We start from the raw sequence: 3,590 nt of genomic DNA on the forward strand, positions 1-3,590 counted from the left end.
CGACATCCAGGACGGCACCTTCGCCCGCAACTTCGTGGCCGAATGCGAAGCCGGTAAGCCTGAGATGCAGAAGATCCGCGACCGCGACAGCCAGCACCCGATCGAGAACGTGGGCAAAGGCCTGCGCTCGATGTTCTCCTGGCTGAAGTCCGCCTGATTCAGGCCGCTCTGCAGCCATGACGCTGCTCGCTTCAGGGGTGGATTCCTTCGCGGGGATCCACCCTTTTTTATTGGTCCTCGCCGCGGCCGGCCTCGACCGGCTGGTGGGGGATCCGCGCTGGTGCCTGCACCCGGTTGTGGTGATGGGCTGGTGGATCAGCCGGCTGCGCCAGCTGGCGGAGAGCTGGGCCGAAGGATCCCCGAGACGCCTGCGGCTGGCGGGCTGTGGCATCACCCTGCTGTTGGTGCTCGGCAGCGGCGGCGCCGGCTGGTGGCTCGAGCAGATCTGCCACACGCGACCCTGGACCTGGCCGCTGCTGCTGATCGCGCTCGCCAGCGCCCTGGCCGGCCGCAGCCTGGAGCAGGCGGTGCAGGCCGTCCTGGCAGCGCTCACAACGTCCACGGAACTCGGGCCAGCGCGAACGGCCTTGGGTTGGATCGTTGGGCGAGACACGACGGAGTTAAGCCGCCAGGAGATCCTGCGGGCCGCCGCGGAGACCGCCAGCGAAAACGCCGTTGATGGGCTGTTCGCGCCGCTGTTCTGGATGGTGATCGGGGCCGCCCTTTGGCCGTACGGGGGGCCTGGCCCTTTGGCGTTGGCCTGGGGGTTCAAAGCCGCCAGCACCCTCGATTCGATGCTCGGCTACCGCCGCGGGAGCCTGCGCTGGCTGGGCACCGCCGGCGCCAAGCTCGATGACCTGCTGGTCTGGCTGCCCTGCCGGCTCGTGGCCCTGAGCTTGCCGCTGGTCCAAGGACGCACCGCCAGACGGACCCTGCCCCTCGCCCAGCTGGCGTTGCAGGAAGGTCAGCCCGATCCCTCCCCCAATGCCGGGGTCTCCCAGGCGATCTATGCCCACTGCCTGGACGTTCAACTGGGCGGGGTCAATCGCTACGGGGAGCGGGAGACCCAGAAACCGCTGCTGGCAGCGGGAGCTCCGGCCCCCGAGGCCAGTGATGTGGAGCGGCTCCTGGGCCTGAGCCGCCGGCTTGAGGTCCTGTGGTTAGCGGCAGCGCTGTTAGTAGGCGCCGCGGTCCATCGGTAGAAGCACCACCCCAATCGTGCGCAGCACGATGCCCAGGTCGAGCCAGAAATTGCGGTTGCGGGCGTAGAAGAGATCGAGCTTGACCCGGGTTTCGTAGGGCAGGTTGTTGCGGCCGGAGACCTGCCAGAGGCCGGTCAGGCCCGGGCGGACCGCCAGCACCTCATCCATCGTGCGGCCGTAGCGCTCCAGCTCATCCCAAACGATCGGTCTGGGGCCCACCACGCTCATCTCGCCCTTGAGCACATTGATGAACTGCGGCAGCTCATCGAGGCTGGAGCGACGCAGGAAACGGCCGATGGGCGTGATCCGGGGATCGTTCTTGAGCTTGAAATCCCGCTCAAATTCAGCCCGCAGCACCGGATCAGAAGCCAGGACCGAGGCCAAGACGCGATCGGCGTCCTTGCGCATCGTGCGGAACTTCAGGCAGCCAAACCCCTTGTAGCCGCGGCCAATGCGGCGCTGGCAATAGAAGACCGATCCCTTGGAGCTGAGCTTGACCAGCAGGGCCAACAGCAACAGCAGCGGCGAACCCAGGATCAAGACCAACAGCGAAAAGCTGATGTCACCGACACGCTTGAGGATGCGTCCGCGCTTGGACTGAGCCCTCAGCCAAGAGCTGGCCGTGGATTCAGCGGGAATCGAGTCAACGGCGGACAAACGGCGCAGTGATTGAGCAGCTTCCAGCTGTCATTAAAGAAGTCGAGTGTTCGCAGCGACACCCCGCCGCGGTCACTCAAGCCATAGGCACAGGCAGGGCTCGGCTGCGTTCCTGCCGCGTCCGTTGATGGCGGTTCCAGCTCTGCTCAATCACCGCCTCCATCCGCGCACGGAAACGCAGGGGGCTGAAGCCCTCCGCCCAGCGCCTGAGCCGTTCAGCGGGGAGTTGCTGCCAGAGCCGCCGCTGCTCAAAGGTCTCCAGGGCCGCCACGAGCGAGGTCACCTGCTGGTCCGGGAAGAGCAGGCCCGTGGGCTGGCTGTCCCCGCGTTGGATGCAGCGGACCGTATCCAATAGGCCGCCCTGCCCCAAGGCAATCACCGGCGCCCCAGCCGCCATCGCCTCCACCGGAGCGATGCCGAAGTCCTCGAGGCCGGCGTAGACGTAGGCGCGGCAACGGCTCAACCAAGCGTTGACGTCGTCCTGGGGAAGGCGACCCAGCAGCCGAACATTGGGACCGGCCATGGCCTGCAGGCGCGCGCGCTCGGGCCCATCACCGATCACCACCAAGGGCAGGCCCGTGCGGTTGAAGGCCTCGACCACCAGATCCACACGCTTGTAGGGAACCAGCCGGCACAGGCAGAGGTAGACGTCATCGCGGGGTTGATCCCAACGGAAACGATCGACCTCCACCGGGGGGTGCACCACGGTGGACTCGCGGCCCCAGTAGCGGCGGATGCGCGAGGCCGTAAAGCGGGAGTTCGCCAGCAGCTGATCCGGGCGCTGGCCGCTCAGGACATCCCACTGACGCAGTTGATGCAGCTGCGCGCGAATCAAGGGCCCCAGACCACGCCGGGCCAGGGCGGACTGGCGCAGGTAGGCGTGCATCTGATCCCAGGCGTAGCGCACGGGGGTATGGACATAGCTCAGATGGCACTGATCCGGACCGGTCAGCACACCCTTGGCCACCAGATGGCTGCTGCTGAGCACCAGGGGGTAACCCGTCAGATCGAGCTGCTCAATCGCCATCGGCAGCAGCGGCAGGTACTGCTGAACGTGACTGACCCCAAAGGGCAGGCGCTGCACAAAGGAGCTGGTGATCGAGCGACCGGCGAGCCAACTGCCGCGGCGACGACTCTCCCCATCCACCAGGGCAAACAGTTGGGGCTGCTGCAGCAGGGCATCGAGCTCCTGCACCACCAGTTCAGAGCCGCCCACCGACCGGGGGGTGAACCACTCGTGCACCAGGGCGATCGGCCCAATTCCAGCAAGCATGGGCCGAAGCCTAAGGGCGTTCCCTTGAAGTTTGATTGCCCGTCAGGTCACGAAACCTCTCAGCTGATTGCCGGCGAACGGCGAACTCTGAATGCTGAGAGGACTGTTCCTGAGCCATGGCCATCCGCGAGCTGCTGGAAGACGAGCTGAAGGCTCCCTCCATTGGCAACACCGATTGCTTTAGCTGGCACGCCACCTCGGTGGGAATCGCCGCCCTCTGGACCGCCGGCCAGGCACCGACACCACCCCCCTATGACAACGCCCTCAAGGAGGGTCTCCAGGTCGGACTCGATCTGAGCCGCGAAGAACGGGAATTTCACCAGGTCAGCCAAGGGCTGGTCCTGGTCTTCCACAGCTGATCCATAACAACGGAGAGGGTGGGATTCGAACCCACGGAAGGTTGCCCTTCAAACGATTTCGAGTCGTTCGCTTTCGACCACTCAGCCACCTCTCCAGGC

General features: G+C 65.9%; 4 protein-coding genes, 1 tRNA gene and 1 pseudogene. 3 read left to right on the plus strand and 3 right to left on the minus strand.

Annotated elements, in window-relative coordinates:
* A pseudogene (locus QZ184_RS10760) lies at positions 1-157 on the plus strand (ketol-acid reductoisomerase); the annotation flags it as partial.
* A gap of 19 nt (positions 158-176) precedes the next feature.
* Positions 177-1,202, plus strand: a complete 1,026-nt coding sequence (cbiB, locus tag QZ184_RS10765) for an adenosylcobinamide-phosphate synthase CbiB (RefSeq protein WP_296419586.1) — start codon at positions 177-179, stop codon at positions 1,200-1,202.
* On the opposite strand, the gene QZ184_RS10770 is transcribed toward cbiB, so the two are convergent.
* Positions 1,176-1,859 (minus strand): sugar transferase, encoded by a 684-nt coding sequence (locus tag QZ184_RS10770; protein WP_247479346.1) that lies wholly within the window; start codon positions 1,857-1,859, stop codon positions 1,176-1,178. The genes cbiB and QZ184_RS10770 overlap by 27 nt on opposite strands.
* 76 nt (positions 1,860-1,935) lie before the next feature.
* Positions 1,936-3,132: a glycosyltransferase gene (locus QZ184_RS10775; protein ID WP_296419590.1), complete on the minus strand. Its 1,197-nt coding sequence runs from the start codon at positions 3,130-3,132 to the stop codon at positions 1,936-1,938.
* A 116-nt stretch (positions 3,133-3,248) separates the two neighbouring features.
* Here QZ184_RS10775 and QZ184_RS10780 point away from each other — a divergent pair, with 116 nt between their 5' ends.
* Positions 3,249-3,491 carry a hypothetical protein gene (locus tag QZ184_RS10780; RefSeq protein ID WP_296416319.1) on the plus strand — a complete coding sequence of 81 codons (243 nt, stop codon included), beginning with the start codon at positions 3,249-3,251 and terminating at the stop codon, positions 3,489-3,491.
* A 10-nt stretch (positions 3,492-3,501) separates the two neighbouring features.
* On the opposite strand, the gene QZ184_RS10785 is transcribed toward QZ184_RS10780, so the two are convergent.
* Positions 3,502-3,586 (minus strand) — tRNA-Ser (locus QZ184_RS10785).
* Between the last annotated feature and the right edge of the window lie 4 nt (positions 3,587-3,590).

The organism is Vulcanococcus sp. DEBay_Sum22DG08_74 (assembly GCF_017852955.1).
In the GTDB taxonomy this organism is placed as follows: domain Bacteria; phylum Cyanobacteriota; class Cyanobacteriia; order PCC-6307; family Cyanobiaceae; genus Vulcanococcus.